This window comes from Vibrio renipiscarius, from assembly GCF_000827885.1.
GTDB lineage: Bacteria > Pseudomonadota > Gammaproteobacteria > Enterobacterales > Vibrionaceae > Vibrio > Vibrio renipiscarius.
In genome coordinates this window covers 122,742-142,326 of record NZ_JTKH01000021.1, presented here as the reverse complement: position 1 = coordinate 142,326, position 19,585 = coordinate 122,742, and the positions used below count along the sequence as shown (strand labels likewise).

The following is a 19,585-nucleotide window of genomic DNA, read 5'->3' as shown; positions in this document are numbered from 1 at the left end:
ATTCCTTGCTAGGAGCTGGCTGGCTATGCTTGCCAAATTCTGAGTCCATTGCGGTCAACACTATTGAGTAGTTGAGCAAGCTCAGTCCCATCGGGGAGCGTTAAATTAGGGGTGATTTCAGCGAGCGGGTAGAGGACAAATTCTCTTTCACGCATTCCATAATGTGGAACGGTTAACCGCTCTGAATCGATATTCTCATTGCCGTAAAGTAGGATGTCGAGATCGAGGGTTCTTGGTCCCCAACGCTCATCTTTACGGACACGCCCTTGTTCAAGCTCGATTGCTTGAGTGCAATCGAGTAGCTCAAGAGGTGTTAATTCGGTTTGAATTGCCACAACCGCATTGATGTAATCAGGCTGGTTCTGTGGCCCCATTGGGGTGCTACTATATAGCATAGAGGCCTGAATAAACTCTGATCTAGGTAACTGTTTTAACGCTTCAATGGCGTCATTCGCTTGCGCGACCGGATCGGCCATATTACTGCCGACAGCAATATAGGCAACGATCATGATGCGCTGTTACTTTTGCGACTAGGGCGTCGGTTACGGCTGCTGCTTTTGCGACGACGCTGACCGCTTTTTGCGGCAGGTTCATTGTCGAGTTCTGCGGCCATTTCTTGGCGAATGTTACGGCCGGAGTTTTGGAATTTATTCCACCACTTCGCCAGTTTCTCGGTTTCGCCACCTTCCACTTCCGCACGCATTTCAAGAAAATCGTAACCCGCACGGAACTTGTTTAGCTCCATTAAGCGGAACGCTCGTTTACCATTGCGGCGAGGCAAACGCATTTGTAGCTGCCAAATTTCACGAATGGTTGCGGTATGACGGCGTGGAATCGCGATGGTACGAACTTGCTCATCAAGAATGATGTTGCTCGCTTCCATAATGGCATCGTAATCACACAGTTTGCGCGTTTCCATCAACTCTTCAGCTTTGGCTTGCAGTGGGTACCACAGCATCGCAGCAAACATAAACGCAGGGTTAACGCGTTTACCTTCTTCAATTCTCTGGTCAGTCGAATCGAGTACCAAATCCAACATTTCTTCTGCTTTCGATGCGTAATCTTCAGTGAAGAACTCTGAAACCGTTGGGAACAATGGCTGGAATAGGTTGTACTCGCGCATCAAATGGTACGTTTCTAGGCCGTAGCCTGTTTGTAGCATTTTTAGCGATTCTTCATACAAACGAGCTGATGGGATTTCTTTCAGCAGGTGTGCTAATTCTTCGATTGGCGCAGCAGTATCTTCTTCGATATCAAAATCGAGTTTTACGGCAAAACGAATAGCGCGCAACATGCGCACGGGATCTTCACGGTAACGTGTTTCAGGGTCACCAATTAGGCGAACCAGTTTGTCTTCAAGATCTTCGTTGCCACGAGCATAATCATGAATGGCAAAATTATCGATGTTGTAGTACATCGCATTGATCGTGAAATCACGACGTTCTGCATCTTCATCGATAGAGCCGTAGACATTGTCACGGAGTAACATGCCTTCTTTTGATTGTGCTGCAATATTTTTGTTTGGTTCTTGGTGATGACCACGGAACGTCGCAACTTCAATAATATCGCGGCCAAACATAATATGCGCAAGACGAAAACGGCGACCGATCAGGCGGCAGTTTTTAAACAGACTACGAATCTGCTCTGGTGTCGCATTTGTGGCGATATCAAAGTCTTTTGGCGAGTGGCGTAACAATAAGTCGCGAACGCCGCCCCCGACAAGAAAGGCATCAAAACCTGCACCATGAAGTCGGTATAGCACCTTCAGTGCATTGTCACTGATTTGCTTGCGCGAAATATTGTGCTCTTCTCGAGTAATAATATTTAGAGCGAGCTCCGGAAAGCTAGTTGGCTCGCTTGGTGTATAATCGTTTTTATTCATGTGCTTTTGACAAAATCGGTCATTCCACCGCTTCTGTTTCCATTAAATTCTGGCGCCCAAGGGCGAATTTGCGGCTAATAATAGCTTAACAAGGCCGATTTGAGAATCTTGGTGTGATCTCGGTTGTGTTCGGCAATTGCTTAGTATGCCAGTTTTGTACACCCCAATGGATGATTTCTGTTAAAGAAGCTTTGTCTAAATCTTTATCTAAATCAAAGCCTAAAAAGTGCATGGCTTCTAATAAGGCCGGTTTAGGGTTGAGATTATCAACCGCTGGCGCATGATTTTGTTTAGATAATTTTTGACCATTATCGCCTAGTGCTAAGGGTAAGTGAAGATAGCTGACCGGGGTTTTTCCTAGCATTTGATACAGACTGATTTGTCTTCCGGTTGGTTCAATCAAGTCGGCACCGCGCACAACCTCAGTGATACCTTGGTCAATATCGTCTAATACTACCGCAAGGTTATAGGCAAATAAGCCATCCCGACGTTTTATAATAAAATCTTCATTTGCCAGCGCTTTAGGGATCGTCAGTTGACCATGTTTTTGATCGATAAAATCGTAGACGGGCTCGGTCATACGCAGGCGAATCGCACACGGCGTTTGTGTGGAGAGTTTAAGATCGCGGCAAGTGCCTAAATAGAAGCCTCCCGCTTGTTTGATCTCTTTTCGACTGCATTGGCAATAATAGGCTTGGCCGCTAATGAGCCAGGCTTCTATTTGGTCTTGGTACAGTTGATGACGCTGGCTTTGATAAACCACCTCACCATCCCAATGCAGTTGATAAGCCTCTAACGTTCGCAAGATAAGATCCGATGCGCCCTGCATTTCTCTTGGCGGGTCAATGTCTTCAATTCTCACCAGCCATTGGCCATGATTCGCTTTGGCTTGAAAATAACTGCCAAGTGCGGCAACCAGAGATCCGAAATGGAGTGGGCCAGAAGGGGAAGGGGCAAAGCGACCGATGTAACTCATAGTGAAACCAGATAAAAATGTTAAAAACCAAAAAGGGAGCATATATGCTCCCTTTTCATTTAATGGCTTGCAATGATTAACCTTGCATCTGCTTTTCTTTCATCTCTGCAAGAGTCTTACAGTCGATACAAAGGTCTGCAGTTGGGCGAGCTTCTAAACGACGAACGCCAATTTCTACGCCACAAGATTCGCAGAAACCAAAATCGTCTTCTTCGATTTTCGTTAATGTTTTTTCGATTTTCTTGATCAAACGACGCTCACGGTCACGGTTGCGTAGTTCTAAGCTGAATTCTTCTTGCGAAGCGCGATCAACGGGATCAGGGAAGTTAGCCGCTTCATCTTGCATATGATGAACTGTGCGATCAACTTCGTGTCTTAGCTGGTTGCGCCAAGCTTGTAAAATCTTGTTAAAGTGAGCCATTTGTTCAGGTGACATGTACTCTTCACCTGGCTTTTCTTGATAAGGTTCAACGCCTGCAATGGCTAGGATGCCTATCGCTTTTTTCTTTAATTCTGACATGCAGTATCTCCTAACACCTAGTCAACTGCTTGAGCAGCTAATTTAAGGCGGGTATCTATAGCAAAAAGAACTTTAGGAGGCAAACACTGTTGCGTAAAGTTATTGTCAATGTGAAGACGGCATCACTTTTTATTGTGGATAGTTAAATTCCACTGCGTTAATGAGCTTTATCTCACTTTCTGAAAGCTGCGCCTTATAGCACAAGACTTCCACTCCTTGTTCAATTGCAATTTTTAGTAAATGTGAATAGTTGGCGTCTATATGGTGTGCAGGAGATACTTTTTCAATCCCTGAATGTAAAACAATAAATAAAAGTACAGATCGGTTCCCATTTTTCGCCATTTCCGCCAATTCACGTAGGTGTTTTTGGCCTCGCGTTGTCACTGCGTCAGGGAAGTAGCCCTGTCCCTCGGTGCCATCAGCTAATAACGTCACACTTTTTACTTCTACATAGCAGATTGGTTTTTGTGGATCTCGGAGCAAAATATCAATTCGGCTATTCTCTTGACCGTATTTCACCTCAGTTTGAAGTTGCTCGTAATTCCGTAATTCTGCGATAACCCCTTGCTCGATCCCTTCAACGGCTAATTGATTGGCTCGCGCAGTATTAATACATATACGATGCCCGGATGTGGTTTCGCTCAACTCCCAGCTATTTGGGTATTTTCTTTTTGGGTTATCCGATGTTGAAAACCACACTTTATCACCGGGTGTTGCGCAGCCAGTCATCGCTCCGGTATTGGCGCAATGGATGGTACGTTCACTACCGTCATCCAATTGGATGTCGGCCAAGAAGCGTTTATAACGCTTTAATAGCGTAGCGGACTCTAGAGGAGGGAGGAACTTCATTTTGGTCTGACTGCGATTCTTCTATACAATGTGGCCTTCATTACATCATAAGGCGTATCCATTGTCACAACTGCCAATTGAAGGCGTGATGCCTGAATTACTCTCGGGTGTTCGCGATTGTTCTCAGCTGATTTTGAAAGCGGCACCCGGTGCCGGTAAATCGACTTATTTCCCGTTACGATTATTAAAAGAGAAGGTCGTTCAAGGGAAAATTATCATGCTGGAACCGCGCCGTTTGGCTGCGCGTAATATTGCTCGTTATTTGGCTCAGCAACTTGGTGAAAGTGTTGGGCAGCGAGTGGGCTATCGTGTTCGTGGTGAAACGAAAGTCAGCCAAGAAACGCAGTTGGAAATCGTGACTGAGGGGATCATGACTCGTATGATTCAAAGCGATCCGGAACTCAATGGTATTGATCTGGTGATTTTTGATGAATTTCACGAGCGGAGTATTCACGCAGATATTGGTCTGGCGCTGTGTTTAGAGATTCAAGAGGCGCTGCGTGACGATCTGAAGTTGGTGGTGATGTCGGCAACGCTTGAGCAACAGGCGTTGACTCGTTTAATGCCGCAGGCCCGCTATGTTGAATCGCAAGGCCGAAGTTATCCTGTTGAGTTTCGCTATGCCCCGTTAAAGGCCAATGATCGTTTTGTCGATATTATGGCCAAACACATTCATCAATTGATGGTCAGTGAGTCCGGCTCGTTATTGGCGTTTTTGCCTGGTGTTGGCAGTATCCATCAGTTGCAAGAGCGCCTCAGTCAATTACCAAGTGATGTGGATGTATGCCCGTTATATGGTCAATTGAGTGTTGCACAGCAACAAGCCGCCATTCAACCCTCTCCAGTCGGCCGTCGCAAAGTGGTACTGGCCACCAATATTGCAGAAACCTCGTTAACGATTGAAGGTATTCGCATGGTGGTGGATTCCGGTTTAGAGCGTGTCGCGAGGTTTGATCTCAAAACCGGCATCACTAAGCTTGAGCAAACCCGTATTGCACAATCTTCTGCCGAACAGCGTGCAGGGCGCGCGGGTCGTATCGAGGCGGGTCTTTGTCTGCGCTTATACAGTGAATCTCAACTGACACAACAACCCTACGTGCCGGCCGCAGAAATTGTACATTCCGATCTTTCCTCATTAGCGATGGAGTTGGCCCAGTGGGGTTGCCTTGATGCCAGTGAACTCAATTGGTTAGATGTGCCGCCAAGCAGTGCGATGGCACAGGCGAGAAACTTGCTGATCGCGCTTGGTTTGTTGGATGAAAAACATCAGTTGACCCCAATGGGGCAAAGCGCTCAAAAGCTGGGCTTAGAGCCTCGTACCGCGGCAATGTTAGTGCAAACCATGCAATTGGGTCATGGTAGACCCAAACCTTGGCTAAGTACGGCCTTATCGGTTGCCGCATTGCTTGAAGAGCCTGAGCGTAACGTGGTGGATTTTGCGCACTCCGTCCAACGTCTGAAAGCGAAAAAACACAGCAAGCAACGTATTGTCGAGGTGAGAGCACAAAATTTGGCACGTAAGTTGGGTGTCACTTTTGCGCTGACGGAAATCGATGAGATGCAGACGGCGTTGGTGTTGGCGTTGGCCTATCCTGACCGTGTTGCACAGAGTCGCAGTAAGCAAGGTGGCCGTTATTTATTAGCGAATGGCCATGGCGCACAGGTACGTGATGATGAGCCTTTGGCTGCCAGTGATTATCTCGTCGTGATTGATTTGATGCGCAGCCAAGCAGATGCTGCGATGATCTACTTGGCCATCGATCTGGATATCAATCGCTTGCAAAATGCATTGCCAACAAAGTTCATTCAGCAGCAGGTGGTCGATTGGGATGAAAAGCGCGGTAAGCTCATTGCTGAAGAGCGAACCCAATGGGCGAATTTGACCATTGAATCGCGCATGATGGCCGAACCATCGGCCGATAAAATGAGTGAGGCACTGCTCAATTATGTTCGTCGCCAAGGGTTACAATGCTTACATTGGACCGATTCCGCCACTGAACTATTGGCTCGGTTGCGCTGCGGGTGCGAATGGTTGCCAGAGCAAGCGTGGCCGTCATTCGATGACGAAGCCTTATTAGCGAATTTAGAACAATGGTTAGCCCCGTATTTAGTGGGCGTCCGTTCTGTCAAAGCACTTAGCCAAGTCAATTTGACGGAAGCGCTTATGGCTTACCTTGGCTGGCCGCTCAATCAAGAAATCGACCAATGGCTGCCAAAAGATTACACCTTACCCACGGGCAGTAAAAAGAAGATCCGTTATCAAGTTGGCCGTGACCCAGTATTGTCTGTTCGAATGCAGGAAGTTTTTGGGGAACAACAATCCCCGACCGTCGCCCAAGGGCGAAAAACCGTCGTGTTAGAGCTGCTTTCTCCGGCGCAGCGTCCATTGCAGTTGACCAGTAATCTTGCAAGTTTTTGGTCAGGAGCGTACCAAGAAGTTAAAAAAGAGATGAAAGGTCGTTATCCTAAGCATGTTTGGCCTGATGACCCTGCGAACCATGTGGCCACCACGAAAACCAAAAGACATTTTAATCAGTAGCTTGTTCGATGAAGTATGACCAATAAACATGACCGATAAAAACAGTAAAACGCCGCGTAAACCGGCTGCAAAATCCGCGGCGAAACCAAAAGCGAAACGCGCCAAAACGTCCCCGAAAAAGAAAAAAAAGGGGGCAGCGACGCCTGCTTGGTTAAAAACGCTGTGGGGCTTAGCTTGGAAACTTGCCCTGGTGGGGTTTGCGATCTTGTTTTTTGTCGGGATGTATCTCGACAGCTTGGTAAAACAAAAATTTGAAGGGCAGTTGTTTGAACTGCCAACCGTTGTGTATGCCCGAATATTGAATCTTTCTCCGGGGGATGGCATCAGCCTAAAAGAAGTTCGCAATGAGCTAGATGTACTCAACTATCGTAAAGTGAACCAGCCTAAATACCCGGGCGAATACTCCTCTTCTTCAACCAAAATTGAATTGATTCGTCGTCCTTTTGAGTTTACGGATGGACCTGAGTCTGATCGCCATGTGATGTTTCACTTCGACAGTTCAGGTTTGAATCGTATTCAATCATTAGAGAAGCCGGGCGATTTGGGCTATCTACGCATCGAACCTAAGATGCTTGGTATGCTAGAAAAAAATCGTGATGAGCAACGTTTATTTCTTCGCCGTGAGCAGTTTCCAGAAGTGATGGTTGATGCCTTATTGGTGACGGAAGATCGCGATTTCTATCAACATGATGGCGTTTCGCCTATCGCCATTGCCCGCGCAATGGTGGTTAATATCAAAGCGGGACGTACGGTTCAAGGGGGCAGTACGTTGACGCAGCAGCTGGCAAAAAATTTATTTTTGACCAGTGACCGCACCTTGTGGCGCAAAATTCGTGAGGCGTATATTGCGGTGATTCTTGATTACCGTTACGACAAAGACCGCATTCTTGAAGCGTACTTAAATGAAGTTTACTTAGGTCAAAGCGGGGGTGAAGCGATCCATGGTTTTGGTTTAGCAGCGCGCCTTTACTTTGGTCAGCCAATTCAAGAATTGCGTATTGATCAACTTGCGTTGTTGGTGGGGATGGTGAAAGGGCCTTCGTATTACAACCCTGTCCGTTATCCAGACCGAGCCAAAGAGCGCCGTGATCTTGTATTACGTTTGATGATGCAACAAGGCTACTTAACCTCAAGTGAATTCGACCATGCGGCCAGTCGTGGGTTGGATATTCAAGATAATGTTCGTATCGCGAGTCGTCAGCCTGCGTATTTTCAGCAGCTTCAGATTGAATTAAAAGAAAAAGTGGGCAGTGCATTTGAATCAGACAAAGGGTTAAAAGTCTTTACCTCGCTTGATCCTGTTTCACAACATGAGTTGGAAACGGCGATTAAAACCAAAATCCCACAATTGGCCAAAGTGGCAGGGAAAGAACTCGAAGGCGCGGCGATTGCGGTTGATCGCCATAGCGGTGAAATCCGCGCCATGGTCGGAGGAAAACGCACCGGCTATGACGGTTTTAACCGTGCCTTAAACGCCAGTCGTCAAATTGGCTCACTGGCGAAGCCTGCCGTGTACCTAACGGCGTTACAGCAGCCTGAGAAATACAGTCTCGCAAGTACCTTAAATGATAAGCCACTGAACCTAAAAGGGTCGAAAGGCAAGGTATGGTCGCCGCGCAACTACGATCGTAAATTCCGTGGGGATGTGCCGCTCTATATCGCGTTGGCGAAATCACTTAACGTACCGACGGTACAATTGGGGATGCAGTTGGGGATTCCCAATGTGATTGATACGTTTGAAAAGCTTGGCATTGATCGTAAAGAAATACGTCCTGTGCCATCGATGTTCTTAGGATCGTTTACTTTAACTCCTTTCCAAGTCGCACAGATGTATCAAACGCTCACTAACTCGGGGAAACAAGCGAAGTTATCCGCGTTACGTTCAGTGGTTGATATGGATGGCGAGGTGCTGTACCAATCGTTGCCCATTGCCAAACAAACCGTCGATCAAAATGCGGCTTGGCTAACAACCTATGCGATGAAGCGTGGTGTGGCAGAAGGAACAGGGCGTTATTTAAATGCTCAGTTTGCTTGGGCGGCACTGGCAGGAAAAACCGGGACCAGTAACGACACTAAAGACAGCTGGTTTGTTGGCGTTGATGGCCGAGAAGTTACGACCGTTTGGCTTGGTCGCGATGATAACAAATCGACTAAGCTGACAGGGTCTAGCGGTGCTTTGCGTGTCTATGCGGAGTATTTGCAACACCGTATTCCCACGCAATTGAATTTACCTTGGCCAAAGGATCTCTCGACCGTCGGCTTTGCAAAAAGCGCGACGGGTGGCTTGGTACTGGATTGTGAAAACGCGTTTACGTTGCCAGTATGGGATGATCAAGGGCAATGGAAAAAAGAGTGTAGCAATCAGCCTGCACAATGGTTAAAAAATATTTTTAGTTGGTAATGAAGCGTGAAAACTTCGATTTGAAAGGGATATCACCAGTGAAAAAATTTCGCCTGTTAATCGCGATGCTACCCGTGTTCTCAATTGGCGCAGCGAATGCGGATGCAACGGCTGAGCAGAAAGCTGAACCAAGACAGCAAGTGGCGCTGGTCCTTGCAGGCGGCGGCGCAAAAGGCGCGGCGCATATTGGTGTGCTGAAAGCGCTCGAAGAACTACGCGTCCCCGTAGATGTGATTACAGGAACGAGCATGGGCGCTTATGTTGGTGGTTTATATGCCACGGGCATGAGCGCAGATGAAATTGAAACGCTTTTGAATACGGTGGATTGGAGTAGTGGCTATCAAGATCGCGTCGATCGGAGTCAGCGCCGTGTTCGCGATAAAGAGTACGAAGACCGTTATCAATTAACGACGGATGTCGGTTTTGGCCTAGAGGGTGTCAAAGGGACGAAAGGCGTGGTGCAAGGCCAAGGGATGCTGCGTATCTTGCGTGAAACCACGGGTAACTTGTTGCCTTTTCAATCGTTTAATGAACTTGCCATTCCTTATCGCTCTGTAGCCACCGATATTGTTGAGCTTGAACCGGTCGTGATAGACAGTGGCTATTTAGTTGATGCCATGATGGCCAGTATGTCGGTACCTGGCGCTCTGCCGCCTTATCGTCTCAATGGTCATTTATTGGTGGATGGTGGCGTCACGAACAATATGCCCGTTGATGTGGCTCGTGATCTCGGTGCGGACGTGGTGATCGCTGTGGATATCAGTACCGATTACAAGCAAGAAGAAGATTTTACTGACCTATTTACCGTCGCCGATCAACTCTCAAACTACTTAGTGCGCAGCAGTACTTCTCGCCAAGCCGAAACCTTAGTGGAGGCGGATGTCTTGTTGTCGCCAGATGTTGGCGATATGGAAACCACCGAATTCGATCGCATTCCTGAGGCATATCAGGAAGGCTATCACGTCACCATGGCGCAGCGAGAGAAGTTAAAGGCATTGTCATTATCAACTGCCGATTACCAGCACTATATTGACGATAAACAAACGGCACGTAAGCAGCTTAGATACGGTGACGAGATTAAAATCGATGATGTGGTGATCAATAACCATACGCACTATAGCGATCAACTGCTGGCAAACCGTTTGAATATTGAGGTGGGAACCGAAGTTAAAACGCGAGAGTTGGAACAAAGCATTCAAGATCTCTATGCGCTCGATCGTTTCGAGTTGATTCAGTATCGCTATGATCAAGTTGAAGAGGAAGACGTCTTAGTTGTGGATGTTAATGAGAAATCATGGGGCCCCAATTACATGAATTTTCGTTTTTTCCTTGAGGATGATTTTTCGACCGACAGTCAGTATTCCATCGGCGCTTCTGCTAATTTTACTGATATTAATCAGTATGGAGCGGAACTGCGTACCAATGTGGAGATGGGAACGGATAAAACGCTGGAAGCCGAGTTGTACAGTCCCTTCTTCTCGCAGCAAAAAGTGTTTACCACGCTTGGCCTTCGCTACAACAAACAAAAACGTAATGCACCATTGAGTGGCTTTGACGACACCAGTTTAGAGTCGACTCAAGATTTCTTGCCAGTGACTTACACTGAGTGGGTCGGGGAGTTGGCCATTGGTTACCAAGAGGCATTATGGCGAGAATTTAAAATTGGTTTGAGATACACCGATGGTGATGGCGCTTTTGCTTCCCTGCCGTCAATTGGTGATGTTCAATTCGAGCGCACCGGAATCTTTGCCAATTACCGCATTGATACATTAGATAATTTTAGCCTGCCAACCCGAGGGGTGTATTTCGATATTAATTATCTCATTTCACATGATCAGGGTAATGGTGAGATCTCGTTATCGAATGAAGAAAAAGACACCTCTTATGAATTCGGCGCGAAATTGATCGCCGCAACCAGCTTTTCTCGCCATACTTTGGTCGCAAATATTGATACGGGTTTTGTGCAAAGTAAAAACTCATCGGTACCTGTCGATCCGGCAGAAATCGGCGGGTTCTTAAATCTATCGGGTATCCCACGTAATAGTTTAATCGGTCAAAACAAAGTGTTTGGTAGCCTTATTTATCGTTACCGCTGGTTTGATAACGATTTTGGCTTATTCACGTCGCCATTTTATATTGGTGCATCGTTGGAATATGGCGGTGTTTGGTCTGATCCTGATATTGGGATCAGTGACGCGCCGTTGTATAAAGCGGGGTCTATTTTTACCGGTATTGACTCACCGATTGGGCCGATAATGTTTGCATATGGTCGTACAGAACACAATTTCGATTCGGTTTATTTAATAATAGGAACGACTTTTAAATAGCTGAGTTAAGATAAATTTGCCCCATTTTTGGGGCAATGATGTGGAATGGGCGGTGGATTCTTTATAGGACTTTAGTCTCAAGTTGCTATGTTGGTCAAAATGGCAAGATTTTAATTTATCGTTAAATTTGCTATCATGCCGCCCACAGTTTGGCCTCTCTGGCACTGTTTATCAGTCGAAAAAGAATGAAAAATATGGCAATGGAGAGCCAAGTTTCCAAGGATGTTCACTCCCCACTGAAAATAGGTGGAGGAACCGCAATGAGAGGAAAAAGTCGTGCTTGAAGCCTACCGTAAACACGTCGAAGAGCGTGCTGCTGAAGGAGTTGTTCCAAAACCTTTAGACGCAGAGCAAGTTGCTGGACTCATCGAACTTGTTAAAAATCCCCCACAAGGTGAAGAAGCTTTCATTCTTGACCTGCTTGAAAATCGTATTCCACCTGGTGTTGATGAAGCGGCGTATGTAAAAGCCGGCTTTTTAACGGCGGTTGCAAAAGGCGATGTGGTCTCCCCACTCGTGAGCCGTGAAAAAGCGGCGCAATTGCTTGGCACCATGCAAGGCGGCTACAACATCGAATCATTGATTGAGCTGCTTGAGGATGCTGAGTTAGCCCCGATCGCGGTGACAGCGCTCTCTCATACGTTGCTGATGTTTGACTCATTCTACGATGTGGAAGAAAAAGCCAAAGCGGGCAACGAGCACGCACAGCAAGTGCTCCAATCTTGGGCGGATGCTGAATGGTTCACGTCGAAAAATAAAGTCGCTGAAAAAATCACAGTAAAAGTATTTAAAGTCACGGGTGAAACCAACACCGATGACTTATCTCCAGCACCGGATGCGTGGTCACGCCCTGATATTCCCGTTCATGCTAAAGCCATGCTTAAGATGGAACGTGAAGGCATTCACCCTGATGATGCGGGTAACGTTGGTCCAATCCAGCAAATTGAAGAATTGCAAAAAGAAGGTATTCCACTGGCTTACGTCGGTGATGTTGTTGGTACCGGTTCTTCGCGTAAATCGGCGACTAACTCAGTGCTTTGGTTTATGGGTGATGACATCCCATTTGTACCGAACAAGCGCACGGGTGGTATCTGTTTAGGCGGTAAGATCGCGCCAATCTTCTATAACACCATGGAAGATTCTGGGGCGTTGCCTATCGAGTTGAACGTACAAGACATGAATATGGGCGATGTGATTGATATCTACCCATACGAAGGCGTGGTTTGTAAAGACGGCGCAGAGATCTCTAGCTTCAAGCTCAGCAGTGTACTGCTTGACGAAGTGCGTGCTGGTGGTCGTATTCCTCTGATCATTGGCCGTGGCTTAACCAGTCGTGCTCGTGCTTCGCTTGGTCTAGAAGAAACGGATCTGTTTGCGAAACCGGTCGATCCACTCGCCTCTGATAAAGGTTACACACTGGCACAAAAAATGGTCGGTAAAGCGTGTGGCGTAGACGGTGTTCGTGCTGGTCAATACTGTGAGCCGAAGATGACCACGGTCGGCTCGCAAGATACCACAGGGCCAATGACGCGTGACGAATTGAAAGATTTGGCTTGTCTTGGCTTCTCGGCTGACTTGGTGATGCAGTCTTTCTGTCATACCTCGGCTTATCCAAAACCTGTGGATGTGAATACGCACCATACGCTGCCTGATTTCATTATGAATCGTGCAGGTGTATCGCTGCGTCCGGGTGATGGTGTTATCCACTCATGGCTAAACCGCATGTTGTTGCCTGATACCGTTGGTACCGGTGGTGACTCGCATACTCGCTTCCCATTGGGTATTTCATTCCCAGCAGGTTCTGGTTTGGTCGCCTTTGCGGCTGCAACCGGTGTGATGCCGTTGGATATGCCAGAGTCCATTTTGGTGCGCTTTAAGGGCGAGATGAAACCGGGTATCACATTACGTGACTTGGTACATGCCATCCCTTACTACGGTATTCAGCAGGGTCTGTTGACGGTAGAAAAAGCCGGTAAGATCAATGAATTCTCAGGTCGTGTACTTGAAATTGAAGGGGTTGAGCACCTTAGCGTTGAGCAAGCATTTGAACTGTCTGATGCGTCAGCAGAGCGCTCGGCTGCAGGCTGTACCGTTAAGCTTTCTCAAGCGTCGATTGAAGAGTATCTCAATTCAAACGTTACCATGTTGAAATGGATGATTTCAGAAGGTTATGGTGACCGCCGTACTATCGAGCGCCGTATTACTGCGATGCAAGAGTGGCTGGCGAACCCAGAACTGATGGAAGCGGATAAGGATGCCGAATACGCACATATCATCGAAATAGATTTGGCTGAAATTGACCAACCGATTCTTTGTGCGCCAAACGATCCTGATGACGCTCGTCTTCTTTCTGACGTGCAAGGTACACAGATCGATGAGGTGTTTATCGGTTCTTGTATGACCAACATTGGTCACTTCCGTGCGGCCGGTAAATTGCTTGAGAAGTTCAATGGTCAACTGGATACTCGTTTGTGGGTTGCACCACCAACGAAGATGGATAAAGACCAGTTAACTGAAGAAGGTTACTACGGGATCTTTGGTCGTGCTGGGGTGCGCATTGAAACTCCGGGCTGTTCATTGTGTATGGGTAACCAGGCACGCGTAGCGGATAAGGCGACAGTAATATCGACTTCGACTCGTAACTTCCCGAACCGTTTAGGTAATGGTGCGAACGTTTATCTTGCGTCGGCAGAGCTTGCTGCGGTGGGGGCAATTTTAGGTAAAATTCCAAGTATGGAAGAGTATCTAGAGTACGCTAAGCAAATTGATGCGACCGCAGCCGATACTTATCGTTACTTGAATTTCCATAAAATGGCCGAGTACACCAAGAAAGCGGATGATGTGATCTTCCAAGAGCCAGCATAAATGTAGAGTATTTCCTCACATGGCACCGTGTATGGCATCGTGTTAAATGAGGAACTAAAAAAACCGCAGATTGAGAGTCTGCGGTTTTTTTTCGATGGAGTGAATTTAGATTTTTAGCGCAAACATCGCTGCGACGTTACGTGCTGTTAATTCAATGTTCTCAGCCGCTTCAGCCATTGCTGTTGGCAAATCCACTGAACGGTTTACCACAGCAAATACCGCATCAATACCGTGCTCATGCACCACACCGCAATCTTGCGTCAAGCAACCCGAAATACCGATTACCGGTACCGAGTGTTTTTTCGCCGCACGAGCGACACCAATTGGCGTTTTGCCGTGAATCGTTTGGCTATCAATACGACCTTCGCCAGTAATCACTAAATCCGCGTCAGCAACCACATCCGTTAGGTTAACAGCGTCCATGACAATCTCGATGCCTGGGCGAAGTTCTGCGTTTAATAAACCCATCAGTGCCGCACCTAAACCCCCTGCCGCGCCAGCGCCCGGACGGTTTAGCACATCGTGACCCAATTGCTGTTTGATCACCTCTGCGTAGTGAGCAAGGTTACTATCAAGCTGTGCCACCATCTCTGGTGTTGCGCCTTTTTGTGGGCCGAATACTTGCGACGCACCTTTAGGGCCACACAATGGGTTGTCTACATCACACGCGACTTCTAAACGTACTTGGGCAAGGCGAGGGTCAAGACTGCTCATATCGATTGTATGCAATTTTGCTAACTCACCACCACCAAAACCAAGCGTTTGACCCGCTTCGTCAAGTAAGCGAATACCCAAAGCTTGCGCCATACCTAGGCCGCCGTCGTTGGTTGCGCTGCCACCAATACCGACAATAATGTGCTCAACACCTTTGTCTAGCACCGCTTGGATGAGTTCACCAGTCCCGAGGGTAGTGGTGATCATTGGGTTGCGCTTTGCTGGCTCAACAAGGTGTAGACCTGATGCTGCCGCCATTTCGATGATCGCTGTTTTGCCATCACCCATTAAACCGTAGAACCCCGTGACTTTTTCGCCCAGAGGGCCAGTCACTGTATGTTCGATGATGTCTCCACCGGTCGCATCCACCAACGATTGCACAGTGCCTTCGCCGCCGTCGGCCATTGGTAGCTTGATGTATTCAGCGTCTGGCAAAACTTGTTTAAAGCCTTGTTCAATCGCAATCGCGACGTCCATCGCACTAAGACTTTCTTTGTATGAATCAGGAGCAATAACAATTTTCATAGTAATACCTTAAACGCCTTAAACAAATAAACCAAACACACCAAACATCATGGTAGAGACAAATGCGATCATGAGACCGACTGCTGACTCATAAGGGATGAGCTTAAGACGCTCACGAATATCCATGTGCACTGCACCCCCGGTTGCGTGGAAGAAACTGCCGTGAGGCATGTGGTCAAAAACCGTCGCACCAGAGTGAATCATTGCCGCGCCAGCCAGTGCTGGAACACCAAGTTCTAAAATTGTGTTGCTAAATACGCTTGCAGCAACGGCGGTACCCGCGGTGGTTGAAGCTGTTGCTAATGACATCATCGCACCTGAAATTGGTGCGAGCAGGTAAGAAGGCAAACCTGACGCAGTCAGAATTTCGATCAAGCCACCTTTAAGGCCTGAGTTGGCAATGATGCCTGCTAGAGTACCGGTACCCAGAAGCATGACCGCAACCGGTGCCATGCGGCTTAAACCTGAAACCGCAAAGTGGTTAGTATCGCGGAAGCGTCCCATAACCACTGCGCCCATAAAGCCGCCTAACGGAAGCGCAATCAGAGGGTCAACGTTGATGCCTGCGATAGGGCGAAGCGCTAGTAAGGCAATCGCAACTAACGGAGCAACAATGGCTGCGCCAAACGTTGGCAATTTGCTTTGGTCGACAGAGACAACTTCGCTTTCATGCACCATGCTGCCTTTATTGGTTAAACGTTTAGCAATCATGTACGCAACGATAAGGCCAAATAAACCAGGAATAACACCGGCAGCCATCACTGACGTTAGCGGAACGTTGAATGCGTCTGCTGCGGCAATCGCATTTGGGTTTGGTGACATCACGTTACCCGCTTTACCACCGCCAACCATTGCCAGCAAAATAGCGGCTTTAGAGATGTTGGCACGTTGGGCAATAGCCAGTGCGATAGGAGAAACAGTAATAACGGCAACGTCAACGAATACGCCAACGGCGGTCAGAATAAGAGTCGCCAATGCAAGCGCAAACAGGGCGCGAGTTTCACCGACTTTTTTAACAATCGTTTCTGCAATTGAGGTGGCCGCACCAGACTCAATCAATACGCCAGCCAGTACACCAGCAGCCAAAATACGCAGTACGGCAGTAACAATACCTTGCGCGCCGCCAATCATGAGTGAAACGGTATCAGTAAGAGAAACGCCACCGATAACACCGCCCACTAGAGCGCCAATGATCATACCGTATGCTGGTGGTACTTTTCGTAGGATAAGCGCGATTGCCACAATCAGTGCCGCTAAGGCGCCTAGGGTAGAGACTTCAACCATGGTTGTTTCCATCTAAGTTAGGAGAGTTATTTTTTGCCGACTATAGAGAGGCGTGGCCTTGTCGTCTTTAGAGTGGTTAACAAATATTCAAGCGTTTACGAGGTTGTTTTTGTGCAATTGCACAATTTGCTCATTAGTGACCAAATAGTTTTAGCGCGAGGTAAAGGTGCAGTTTGTCATCTAAGTTGTTGATATTTAATGTTGTTATTTCCTCTATACGCTCGAGTCGATAGCGAAGGGTATTACGGTGAATATGCAAGATTTGGCAAGTTTGATAAGCATCACAGTTCTGTGCAAAATATGCCTTAAGTGTTTTCACTAGAGTGCTTTTATTGTCTTTTTGTAGCAATAAATCAAACGGTTCCTTGATTTGTTCCACTTTCCAAGATTCCTCAAACAAGCTACTGAGCAGTACGGGTAGGCGGTGATTTTGATAGAAAAACACTTCGCCTTCTTGATCGTCAATCGCGTCTAGTGTGAGTTTGGCGGTTTGATAGGACTTACTTAAACCATCGTGGCCAGGGAAGTAATCCCCCAATGCCATGCGAATTTTAAATTTACCTAACTGACGAACACGTTTGAGTAATTTGGTCACGCGCTTGCGCTCATTGTCGACCGACCAACCAGATTTGGTCAGTTCAATCGGTTTTAATACCACCACTTCATTGGTGGCGACCGAGAGAATACCAACTAAATTATCGCGCTCAGGAAACTCAAGTAAGTGAACGAGTTGTTGTAGGTGTGCTAATGATAAAGGGGCATTGTCATCATCCGACATAATTTGAACCACGGCAGCAATGCGAGGTTTGGTTAAATCAAGGTCGAGGCGTTCTGCGATCACGCGTATTTGCCCATCATCGAGTTGCGCGCCTTGAATCAGTTGCATGACGAGCTCTTCTCGATGGCGTTTATGCCATTCAACTTGTGACATCAAAGCGGCTTGCTCAACGATCAGTTCTGCCGTCATTTTGACCAGTTCACCGTATTGTTGAACGCAGTCAGGCTCGCCGGAGATACCAATGACGCCGATGACTTTCTCTTGATAGATGATAGGGAAATTAATGCCCGGTTTGACGCCTTTGAGGTGTTGAGCGGTGGCGGAATCAATCGCGACCACGCGCTGTTCCGTGATGGCCAAGATCGAACCTTCATGCCGTTGACGAAGTCGAGTCGGATCGCCTGAGCCAATAATTCGGCCTAATTCATCCATGACATTGACGGAATAAGGGATGATTTTCATTGAACGCTCAACGATTTGTCGCGCGATAGTTTCATTTAACTGCATAGAAGGATTGAGTTCGCGAAAGAGGGGGCGAAAGATATCATCGGCTTGTCAACGGGACAATCTTCCCGTGAGTAGTGATGAGTAACGGAATGAATGAAGGGAGAATTGTGGACTTCTGGGATGTGAAAAAGCACCTGCGAAACAGGTGCTTTGGAATGTCAGGAAAGAAATGGTTTAGTCATCAAGATCAGCTTCGTAAAGCTCGATTTCACTCGCAATGTATTGACCATTTACTTTGTAGGCTTCTACTTCAACAACACGGCCATCGATTGAGTCAAAATCGGTTAGCCCATCGTCAAATTCAGTATATTTGTTGATGAATACTGTTTTACTGTTGATAGTAAAGCTACCATCAATCTCTAGCTGTGATACATGACCAATTAGCTCGATGTCATTATCCGACCAATCACCAGTGTCGTTATCATCGTTATCAAATTCGATTTCTAGCGCGATATTGTTGGCACCTGTGGTCACCTCAACCATTGTACCTTGGATCAAATGGTTTTTATTGCCATCTTCAAATCGTGTTTGACTAGTGACATTAAAGCGACCACGGTAGTTCAGTTCAAAGGCGCTTTTATCGTTGGAAACCCAAGTAAGTAGACCTTCGATTTCAGTATCGTTATCTATGTTGTCGTAGGTTTCGATTTCAACATTCGTCGCAATGATAGTTGAATTGGAAGCTTCGCCTTCGACTTCTACCCAAAGACCATTACTAAGCTCTCCGCCTTCAACGGAATTTTCATTGTAGAAAACAGTTAATGCAGCGCCAAGATTGAAGCTTAAGTTATTTGTGTTGAGATTCGAAATGGTCCCTTCAATTTCAAAGTGTTGCTCAAGGATATCATTTTCGAATTTGACGACTGATAGTACTTTGTAACCATCTGTAGCGGTCGGCAACGATGACACCATGACCCAGTCGTTTACATTAATTTCAGTAGAAATATTTGCAAACTTAAGATCAATACCATTAACAGTCAGTGTACCCAATGAGTGATTAATAGCAGTTACCACACCGGTAATGGTTGGTTCTAGCTGTACATGTTGACCTGCTGCGCGTGTAGGATTAGTCGATAAAGCGACTAACATGCCAGGGCTAAGCTGTGTGGCATCAAGTGCAACATTATTATCGCCAGCACGGTAGCTCACACTTGCGACATCATATTGATGGCCGTTAACCGTAATGGTATTACCCGCTACGTGTTCGATGGTGCCTTGTGCTGCGCTTGGTAAGCGTTCGTTATTGCCGCTAGAGTTATCATTCGACTCACCACCGCCTCCACCACCGCAACCCGTTAACACTGCGCCCAGTAGACCAACCAAAACTAACTTTTTCATTTACTTATTTTCCTGACTAGAATGCTTAAAACGGGTGTATCCTAATTGCTCAAACGTGAAGCACTCGTGAAGAAATGTGG

At 47.0% G+C, this 19,585-nt stretch carries 13 protein-coding genes; 4 read left to right on the top strand and 9 right to left on the bottom strand.

The window, feature by feature from the left end; genetic code table 11:
• Positions 1-23 precede the first annotated feature (23 nt).
• The 5 genes from folK to sfsA form a co-directional block, all read right to left on the bottom strand.
• Positions 24-509, bottom strand: coding sequence for a 2-amino-4-hydroxy-6-hydroxymethyldihydropteridine diphosphokinase (folK, locus tag OJ16_RS11670; RefSeq protein WP_040990850.1), 486 nt, complete (start codon positions 507-509; stop codon positions 24-26).
• The gene (gene pcnB, locus OJ16_RS11665) at positions 506-1,882 is read right to left on the bottom strand and encodes a polynucleotide adenylyltransferase PcnB (RefSeq protein ID WP_040990849.1); all 1,377 of its coding nucleotides are present in this window, start codon (positions 1,880-1,882) and stop codon (positions 506-508) included. Before pcnB ends, folK begins: the two co-directional genes overlap by 4 nt.
• 85 nt (positions 1,883-1,967) lie before the next feature.
• On the bottom strand, positions 1,968-2,858 hold the full coding sequence (gene gluQRS, locus OJ16_RS11660) for a tRNA glutamyl-Q(34) synthetase GluQRS (RefSeq protein WP_040991082.1): 891 nt from the start codon (positions 2,856-2,858) through the stop codon (positions 1,968-1,970).
• A gap of 76 nt (positions 2,859-2,934) precedes the next feature.
• Positions 2,935-3,378: an RNA polymerase-binding protein DksA gene (gene dksA / locus OJ16_RS11655; RefSeq protein ID WP_040990848.1), complete on the bottom strand. Its 444-nt coding sequence runs from the start codon at positions 3,376-3,378 to the stop codon at positions 2,935-2,937.
• A 129-nt stretch (positions 3,379-3,507) separates the two neighbouring features.
• Positions 3,508-4,227 (bottom strand): DNA/RNA nuclease SfsA, encoded by a 720-nt coding sequence (gene sfsA / locus OJ16_RS11650; protein WP_040990846.1) that lies wholly within the window; start codon positions 4,225-4,227, stop codon positions 3,508-3,510.
• 61 nt (positions 4,228-4,288) lie between these two features.
• Here sfsA and hrpB point away from each other — a divergent pair, with 61 nt between their 5' ends.
• The 4 genes from hrpB (at position 4,289) to acnB (ending at position 14,359) form a co-directional block, all read left to right on the top strand.
• A complete protein-coding gene (gene hrpB, locus OJ16_RS11645) occupies positions 4,289-6,766 on the top strand; it encodes an ATP-dependent helicase HrpB (protein ID WP_040991080.1) in 2,478 nt (825 codons plus the stop codon).
• A gap of 28 nt (positions 6,767-6,794) precedes the next feature.
• A complete protein-coding gene (mrcB, locus tag OJ16_RS11640; protein ID WP_040990844.1) occupies positions 6,795-9,167 on the top strand; it encodes a penicillin-binding protein 1B in 2,373 nt (790 codons plus the stop codon).
• 65 nt (positions 9,168-9,232) lie between these two features.
• On the top strand, positions 9,233-11,494 hold the full coding sequence (locus OJ16_RS11635; RefSeq protein WP_052810303.1) for a patatin-like phospholipase family protein: 2,262 nt from the start codon (positions 9,233-9,235) through the stop codon (positions 11,492-11,494).
• A gap of 276 nt (positions 11,495-11,770) precedes the next feature.
• Positions 11,771-14,359: a bifunctional aconitate hydratase 2/2-methylisocitrate dehydratase gene (acnB, locus tag OJ16_RS11630; protein ID WP_040990839.1), complete on the top strand. Its 2,589-nt coding sequence runs from the start codon at positions 11,771-11,773 to the stop codon at positions 14,357-14,359.
• 105 nt (positions 14,360-14,464) lie between these two features.
• On the opposite strand, the gene OJ16_RS11625 is transcribed toward acnB, so the two are convergent.
• From OJ16_RS11625 to OJ16_RS11610, 4 genes are all read right to left on the bottom strand, one after another.
• The gene (locus OJ16_RS11625) at positions 14,465-15,598 is read right to left on the bottom strand and encodes a glycerate kinase (RefSeq protein WP_040990837.1); all 1,134 of its coding nucleotides are present in this window, start codon (positions 15,596-15,598) and stop codon (positions 14,465-14,467) included.
• A gap of 18 nt (positions 15,599-15,616) precedes the next feature.
• Positions 15,617-16,882 carry a GntP family permease gene (locus OJ16_RS11620; RefSeq protein WP_040990835.1) on the bottom strand — a complete coding sequence of 422 codons (1,266 nt, stop codon included), beginning with the start codon at positions 16,880-16,882 and terminating at the stop codon, positions 15,617-15,619.
• Positions 16,883-17,015: 133 nt separating this feature from the next.
• On the bottom strand, positions 17,016-18,167 hold the full coding sequence (locus OJ16_RS11615) for a sugar diacid recognition domain-containing protein (RefSeq protein WP_040990833.1): 1,152 nt from the start codon (positions 18,165-18,167) through the stop codon (positions 17,016-17,018).
• A 174-nt stretch (positions 18,168-18,341) separates the two neighbouring features.
• Positions 18,342-19,505, bottom strand: a complete 1,164-nt coding sequence (locus OJ16_RS11610; RefSeq protein WP_040990832.1) for a DUF5666 domain-containing protein — start codon at positions 19,503-19,505, stop codon at positions 18,342-18,344.
• Between the last annotated feature and the right edge of the window lie 80 nt (positions 19,506-19,585).

Bases quoted from the DNA above. Each gene is read 5' to 3' on its own strand.
- sfsA (WP_040990846.1), bottom strand. From the start codon at position 4,227: ATGAAGTTCCTCCCTCCTCTAGAGTCCGCTACGCTATTAAAGCGTTAT.
- OJ16_RS11620 (WP_040990835.1), bottom strand. From the start codon at position 16,882: ATGGTTGAAGTCTCTACCCTAGGCGCCTTAGCGGCACTGATTGTGGCA.
- OJ16_RS11635 (WP_052810303.1), top strand. From the start codon at position 9,233: ATGCTACCCGTGTTCTCAATTGGCGCAGCGAATGCGGATGCAACGGCT.
- dksA (WP_040990848.1), bottom strand. From the start codon at position 3,378: ATGTCAGAATTAAAGAAAAAAGCGATAGGCATCCTAGCCATTGCAGGC.
- OJ16_RS11625 (WP_040990837.1), bottom strand. From the start codon at position 15,598: ATGAAAATTGTTATTGCTCCTGATTCATACAAAGAAAGTCTTAGTGCG.
- OJ16_RS11615 (WP_040990833.1), bottom strand. From the start codon at position 18,167: ATGCAGTTAAATGAAACTATCGCGCGACAAATCGTTGAGCGTTCAATG.
- pcnB (WP_040990849.1), bottom strand. From the start codon at position 1,882: ATGAATAAAAACGATTATACACCAAGCGAGCCAACTAGCTTTCCGGAG.
- OJ16_RS11610 (WP_040990832.1), bottom strand. From the start codon at position 19,505: ATGAAAAAGTTAGTTTTGGTTGGTCTACTGGGCGCAGTGTTAACGGGT.
- folK (WP_040990850.1), bottom strand. From the start codon at position 509: ATGATCGTTGCCTATATTGCTGTCGGCAGTAATATGGCCGATCCGGTC.
- gluQRS (WP_040991082.1), bottom strand. From the start codon at position 2,858: ATGAGTTACATCGGTCGCTTTGCCCCTTCCCCTTCTGGCCCACTCCAT.
- mrcB (WP_040990844.1), top strand. From the start codon at position 6,795: ATGACCGATAAAAACAGTAAAACGCCGCGTAAACCGGCTGCAAAATCC.